Origin of the sequence: Pseudomonas sp. G5(2012), from assembly GCF_000408945.1 — a bacterium.
GTDB lineage: Bacteria > Pseudomonadota > Gammaproteobacteria > Pseudomonadales > Pseudomonadaceae > Aquipseudomonas > Aquipseudomonas umsongensis.
This window is the reverse complement of sequence record NZ_APIO01000035.1, coordinates 21,514-27,681: the sequence shown is the minus strand read 5'-3', so window position 1 is coordinate 27,681 and position 6,168 is coordinate 21,514. Positions and strand designations below refer to the sequence as shown.

Annotated in this window: 5 protein-coding genes and 2 pseudogenes; 2 read left to right on the top strand and 5 right to left on the bottom strand. The window is 58.8% G+C overall.

What is annotated here, in order from left to right:
* The 3 genes and pseudogenes from PG5_RS12275 to hutC form a co-directional block, all read right to left on the bottom strand.
* A pseudogene (locus PG5_RS12275) lies at window positions 1-604 on the bottom strand (urocanate hydratase); the annotation flags it as partial.
* 445 nt (window positions 605-1,049) lie between these two features.
* On the bottom strand, window positions 1,050-1,619 hold the full coding sequence (locus PG5_RS12270) for a HutD family protein (RefSeq protein WP_020797441.1): 570 nt from the start codon (window positions 1,617-1,619) through the stop codon (window positions 1,050-1,052).
* On the bottom strand, window positions 1,616-2,326 hold the full coding sequence (hutC, locus tag PG5_RS12265) for a histidine utilization repressor (protein WP_162135916.1): 711 nt from the start codon (window positions 2,324-2,326) through the stop codon (window positions 1,616-1,618). Before hutC ends, PG5_RS12270 begins: the two co-directional genes overlap by 4 nt.
* A gap of 146 nt (window positions 2,327-2,472) precedes the next feature.
* Here hutC and PG5_RS12260 point away from each other — a divergent pair, with 146 nt between their 5' ends.
* Window positions 2,473-3,837 carry a formimidoylglutamate deiminase gene (locus tag PG5_RS12260; protein WP_020797440.1) on the top strand — a complete coding sequence of 455 codons (1,365 nt, stop codon included), beginning with the start codon at window positions 2,473-2,475 and terminating at the stop codon, window positions 3,835-3,837.
* A gap of 120 nt (window positions 3,838-3,957) precedes the next feature.
* Here the strand turns inward: PG5_RS12260 and PG5_RS12255 are convergent, their stop codons facing one another.
* Window positions 3,958-4,527 (bottom strand): lipocalin family protein, encoded by a 570-nt coding sequence (locus PG5_RS12255; protein WP_020797439.1) that lies wholly within the window; start codon window positions 4,525-4,527, stop codon window positions 3,958-3,960.
* A 31-nt stretch (window positions 4,528-4,558) separates the two neighbouring features.
* Complete coding sequence (locus tag PG5_RS12250) at window positions 4,559-4,813, bottom strand: hypothetical protein (RefSeq protein WP_020797438.1); 255 nt, start codon at window positions 4,811-4,813, stop codon at window positions 4,559-4,561.
* A gap of 280 nt (window positions 4,814-5,093) precedes the next feature.
* On the opposite strand from PG5_RS12250, the pseudogene PG5_RS35310 reads away from it, so the two are divergent.
* A pseudogene (locus tag PG5_RS35310) lies at window positions 5,094-6,128 on the top strand (cache domain-containing protein); the annotation flags it as partial.
* Window positions 6,129-6,168: the final 40 nt, after the last annotated feature.

Genomic DNA, 6,168 nt, shown 5'->3' with positions numbered 1-6,168 from the left:
GCTGGCATTCGATGTTCAGCGAGCAAGCGCCGGCCAGGGTGGCAGCCAGAGGCTGAGCGCCACCCATGCCACCGAGGCCGGCGGTCAGGACCCAACGACCTTTCAGGTCATCGTTGTAGTGCTGGCGACCGGCTTCAACGAAGGTTTCGTAGGTGCCCTGGACGATGCCCTGGCTGCCGATGTAGATCCAGCTGCCGGCGGTCATCTGGCCATACATGGCCAGGCCTTTGGCGTCGAGCTCGTTGAAGTGCTCCCAGCTCGCCCAGTGCGGTACCAGGTTGGAGTTGGCGATCAGGACGCGCGGGGCGTTGGCGTGGGTCTTGAACACGCCGACCGGCTTGCCGGATTGCACCAGCAGGGTCTCGTCGTCATTCAGGTTGGTCAGGCTCTCGACGATCTTGTCGTAGCACTCCCAGTTACGTGCCGCACGACCGATACCACCGTACACCACCAGTTCCTTGGGGTTCTCGGCGACTTCCGGGTCGAGGTTGTTCATCAGCATGCGCAGCGGCGCTTCGGTCAGCCAGCTCTTGGCGGTCAGCTTGTTACCGCGGGCAGCGCGGATTTCAACGTCACGAAACTTGGTAGTTTTATTGTCAGTCACGAAAAAGACTCCTCAGCGATCAATCCAAACCAACCCTGGCGGTGGGTAAGCCAGCCTGTGCGCGTCAACGCGCCACAAGCGAATCAGTGGACGTTGCGGGGAGTCTCGACCGACTCATACGCATACGTCTTTACTTGTACATACAAGCATATGCAATCAAGCGGCCAACTTGTTGGATGAGCATTCAAGAAAAATTCTGAAATGGCTGGAGAGCGCCTGGATCAAGGGTTGCGGCGTAGATGAAAATTTTCGAGGGGATTTTTTGAAGAGGGGTGGCGTTGTTACTTGAACGTGGTTTTGCGCCACGCTGGGGCGTTCGGTAACAAAGTGGTGCGCGTTCGGGAACGCTGGAAAGCAAAAGATCGCAGCCTTCGGCAGCTCCTACAGGGTTTACACCATTCAATGTAGGAGCTGCCGAAGGCTGCGATCTTTTAAGGATTTTGAATCAGCGTGCGGTGAGCTCGATCACGCAGCAGGCACCATTACTGGAGACTTCCAGCAGGCCGGTGTTACCGATGAGTTGCAGGCAATCATGACGACCGAGTTGCGAAGCAGCGTTACCGACCTTCACCTCAAGCGCATCGCTGACGCTGAACACCAGCACAATCCCCGCCTCACTGAAAAACCGTTGCTCACCGCTCAGCCATTGCAGCCGTGCGCTGTAACGTTGCGGCGCGTATATCAGGTTGAAATCGCGGATCGGCCCACCCAGCAAGGTGCACGACACCTGGCTCTCGCCGCTGAAGGCAAATGGATCGATCGGTAACAATGGCCGCGTGACCTGACCGTCGACCGACAGGGTCATGCCATCGCCCTGCAACACGGTGATGATTCGCTCATAGCCGGCGAAGGTGGAAAACCCGCCCGACTCGCCAATGTCGGCAATCGACAGGCGCCAGCCGAAACCGTCCAGGCCAGTCCCGGCATCACGGGTGATCTCTTCGGTGCTGCCGCCGCCGTTTTTCCACGGCATGCGCGGGTAATCTTTGGCGCGTAAAACTTTCAAACTGCTCATTTATGAAAGCGTCCTTCCAGACGATGACGGGAACCGGGGTGGATCAGGCGGGCGGCGGTCACCGGCTGACGGCCGGACCAGGTGCGGCGACGGATCAGCAGGCACGGCTCGCCTTTTTCAATCTGCAGCAACTTGCATTCGGACGGCTCGGCCAGAATCGCCTCGACCACGTGTTCGCCTTCGGTCAGCGGCGCGACCTGGTTCAGATAGGCGTACGGCGTTTGCAAGGTGAAGTCCTGCTTGAGGTAGTCAGGCGCCACCAGTGCGTTGACGAAGCGGTCTTCGATTTGCACCGGGATATCGTTTTCGAAATGCACGATCAACGAATGGAACACTTTCTGCCCTTCACGCATGTCCAGCGCCAGGGCACGTTCGGAACCTGCAGCCTCTTCTTCAAGAGTGATCACCTTGCAGGTGTGGCGATGGCCACGGGAGGCGATTTCGTCGGCAATGTTGTGCACTTCAAACAGCGCGGACTGGCTTTTTGGCTCGGCGACGAACGTGCCGACACCCTGCATGCGCACCAACAGACCGTCGGCGGTCATTTCGCGCAACGCGCGGTTGATGGTCATGCGGCTGAAACCCAGCTGGCTGACCAACTCGCTTTCCGACGGAACGCGGTAATGCGGCGGCCAGTTACCGCTGTCGATTTGCTGGGTGATCATCTGCTTGACGCGGGCGTACAAGGGCGCCGGACTGTCGCCCATGTTCGCGGCCAACGGAGAGACTGGAGGCGGAGTCGGCACGGTTAATCCTTGGTCGTTTGATTGATATCGCTAGCTTGCCGGAGTTTACCGGGCAGGCAAACGTCTGTATATGTATATACAAATAACACACGATGGGGTGCTGAACCATGTCCGCCTTCTTTGCCGAACGCGCGCTGCTGCCTAACGGATGGGCCAACAATGTACGTCTTGAGGTCAGCGCCGATGGCGTCCTGACCCATATCCAGGCCGATTCCCATGCAGATGACGCCGAACGGTTGAGCGGTCCGCTGCTGCCAGGCATGCCGAACCTGCACTCCCACGCCTTCCAGCGGGCCATGGCCGGGCTGGCGGAAGTGGCAGGCAACCCGAATGACAGTTTCTGGACCTGGCGCGACCTGATGTATCGCCTCGTCGGAAAAATCAGCCCGGAACAACTCGGCGTCATTGCCCGCCAGCTGTACATCGAAATGCTCAAGGCAGGCTACACCTCGGTGGCCGAATTTCATTACGTGCACCACGACACCCACGGCCAGCCTTACGCGGATCCCGCCGAACTGGCGCTGCGCATCAGCCAGGCCGCCAGCGCCGCCGGTATCGGCCTGACCCTGCTGCCAGTGCTCTACAGCCACTCAGGTTTCGGTGGCCAGACGCCAAACGACGGTCAGCGTCGCTTTATCAACAGCACCGAGAACTACCTCAAGCTGCAATCGCGACTGCAGCCGATACTGGCGCAACAACCCGCACAGTCCCTGGGTTTGTGTTTCCACTCATTGCGTGCGGTCACACCGCAGCAGATCAGCGAAGTGCTGGCGGCCAGCGACAAGCAATGCCCGGTGCACATTCACATTGCCGAACAGCAAAAGGAAGTGGACGACTGCTTGAGCTGGAGCGGTCGTCGTCCACTGCAATGGCTGTATGAAAATACCGAAGTCGATCAACGCTGGTGCCTGGTCCACGCCACCCACGCCAACCCGGAAGAAGTCACGCTGATGGCCAAGAGCCGGGCCATTGCCGGCTTGTGCCTGACCACCGAAGCCAACTTGGGCGACGGGATATTCCCGGCGGTGGATTTTCTTGCTCAGGGCGGGCGCATGGGCATTGGTTCCGATAGCCATGTGTCGTTGAGCGTTGTGGAAGAACTGCGTTGGCTGGAATACGGGCAACGCCTGCGTGATCAACGGCGCAATCGCTTGTATGGCGCGGATCAGCCGATGGTCGGCCGCACGCTATTTGATGCTGCACTGGACGGCGGTGCGCAGGCGTTGGGGCAACCGATAGGTGCATTGGAGGTTGGCAAGCGTGCGGACTGGCTGGTACTGGACGGCAGTGATCCATACCTGGCCACTGCGAGCGGCGATGGAATCCTGAATCGCTGGTTGTTTGCCGGTGGAGATCGTCAGGTGCGTGATGTGCTGGTCAATGGCCAGTGGGTCGTGCGTGACGGACGTCATGCCGGGGAAGAGGAAAGCAGCCGCGCCTTCACTCAAGTCCTGCGCGAACTCCTGGGCTGACCCCAAAACAACTGTGGGAGCGAGCCTGCTCGCGAAAGCGGTGTCTCAGTCAACAGCTCTGTCAACTGACACGCCCTCTTCGCGAGCAGGCTCGCTCCCACAATGATTATGCGCTAACCGTCAGTTGGAGGTCTTGGCCATCTGCGTATCCGACGCTCGCCAGATCAGCCGCGTGGTGTCGTAACCCTGCTGACGCGCCTTGCTCAGCAACTCTTCACGCACCACACCGTTGACGGTCGGGGTGCGCGCTAACAACCACAGGTAACGGCGGCTAGGATCGCCAACGATGGCAGTCTTGTAGTCATCGCTGACGTACAACACCCAGTATTCGCCCTTCGCCACACCCGGTATCAACCTTGAAAACCAGGTATCGAATTCAACCCACAATTTGTCGGTCTTGCCTGGCACCTGTGGATAAGCCGTGCCCCTGACCTCTTCCCATTCCCACTGCGGGGTCAAGCAGCGATTCAACACCGCGACGTTACCGTCAGGCTTGAGTGTGTAGTGGGCTTCGGACTGCGCACAGTCGCGCTGGAAGTACATCGGCAGTCGCGCCAACTCGTACCAGGTACCTTGATAGCGCTTGAGATTGACACTGTTGGCGGTTTTGGGCGCCAACGGGTCCTGGCCAGAACTGGCACAGCCGGCCAACACCAGGCCGGCAAAAAGCATGATCAATAACCGCTTCATTGTTTTTCTCCCGCGGGCACTTGGCCCCGGTTTACTTCAGGCCTTGGCCGGAAAACATCAACACTTTGTCACCGGCGAACTGCACGCTGATAAAGCTCTTCTGGTCGCCCCATGTGCAACTGGACATTCCAAGCGCGCCTGAGCAATCGGTAGGTTTGCCCAAGAGGGTCTCGACCTCGGCCTTGGCCATTCCTGACGACAGCTTTGAGTAGTTTTCCTGATTGACCTTGCTGCACGCAGCCAACAACACGCAAAACGATAGCAGGGCGATGGATCGCAGCGACATGTGAAACTCCACGGACGAGGGTATTGGCATGACTGCCAAGCTGAACCTTAGAAGAGAAAAGCCCTATCTGGTTCCCTGCCCGAAGGGCTATTTATCAGGCCGCTCGTCTGTCTTTTCACAAAAATTAGGAACTTCGTCCCGCCGTCCGGGTATTTCATCGGCTTTTGCATAAAGCGTCTAATCTTTGGCGCCGTTCTGTCGACATACAAGCAACGCTAAGCCACGCCCGTGGCATTTGCTTCCCCTTTTGTAGACCCGATCTCCTGCGGTAGCTCATCCAATGACCAGAAACATGAAATTCAGCCACAAGATCTTGTTGGCTGCCGCCCTCGTGGTGGCCGTCGCATTCGCTTGTTTCATCCTGTTCAACGACTATCGCCAGCGCCAGACCTTGCGCAGCAGCACCGAAGCCTCGATGCAGGAACTTGGCAGCCTGACCACCAGCAATATCCAGACCTGGCTGGAAAGCCGCATGCAATTGCTGCAATCAATGGCCCAGCAGGTCAGTGCCGACGGTAACGCCCCCGCCAGCCTGAAACGAATCATCGACCTGCCCGCCTACACCGGCAACTTTCAGTTGAGTTACTTCGGTGGCGCCGATGGCGTGATGTTCTCGGTCCCGGCGGGCAATCGCGCGCCGGATTACGACCCGCGCACCCGCGGCTGGTACAAGGCTGCGAACAGCGCGCAACAGACCATCGTCACCGAACCGTACATCGCCGCCTCTTCCGGCAAGCTGGTGATCACGGTGGCAACCCCGGTTCAGCGCCAGGGCCAGATGATTGGCGTTGCCGGCGCCGACATCGACCTGTCGAGCGTCAGTGCGATCATCAACTCGCTGAACTTCGGCGGCCACGGCCATGCCTTCATCGTGGGTGCCGACGGCAAGATCCTGATTCACCCGGACAGCAAATGGGTACTCAAGAACCTCACCGACGCTTACCCTAACGGTGCGCCGACGGTCAGCCCGGGCATGAAAGAAGTCGAGATCGACGGCAAAAGCCAGTTCATCTCCTTCACCCATGTCAACGGGGTGCCGTCTGCAGACTGGTACGTGGCACTGGTGCTGGACCAGGACACCGCGTTCTCGATGCTGAGCGAATTCCGCACCTCGGCGATCATTGCCATGGTGATTGCAGTGGTGATCATCATCACGTTGCTGGGCATGTTGATCAGTTTCCTGATGCAGCCGTTGCTGACCATGGGCCGTGCCATGCACGACATCGCCGAGGGCGAAGGTGACCTGACCAAACGCCTGACCATCCACGGCCATGACGAATTCGGTGCACTGGGGCTGTCATTCAACCGTTTCGTTGAACGCATCCACACCTCGATCAGCGAAGTGTCCTCGGCCA

Excerpts from the sequence above, each read along its gene's own strand:
- PG5_RS12270 (WP_020797441.1), bottom strand. The coding sequence starts at position 1,619 with ATGAGCAGTTTGAAAGTTTTACGCGCCAAAGATTACCCGCGCATGCCG.
- hutC (WP_162135916.1), bottom strand. The coding sequence starts at position 2,326 with ATGGGCGACAGTCCGGCGCCCTTGTACGCCCGCGTCAAGCAGATGATC.
- PG5_RS12260 (WP_020797440.1), top strand. The coding sequence starts at position 2,473 with ATGTCCGCCTTCTTTGCCGAACGCGCGCTGCTGCCTAACGGATGGGCC.
- PG5_RS12255 (WP_020797439.1), bottom strand. The coding sequence starts at position 4,527 with ATGAAGCGGTTATTGATCATGCTTTTTGCCGGCCTGGTGTTGGCCGGC.
- PG5_RS12250 (WP_020797438.1), bottom strand. The coding sequence starts at position 4,813 with ATGTCGCTGCGATCCATCGCCCTGCTATCGTTTTGCGTGTTGTTGGCT.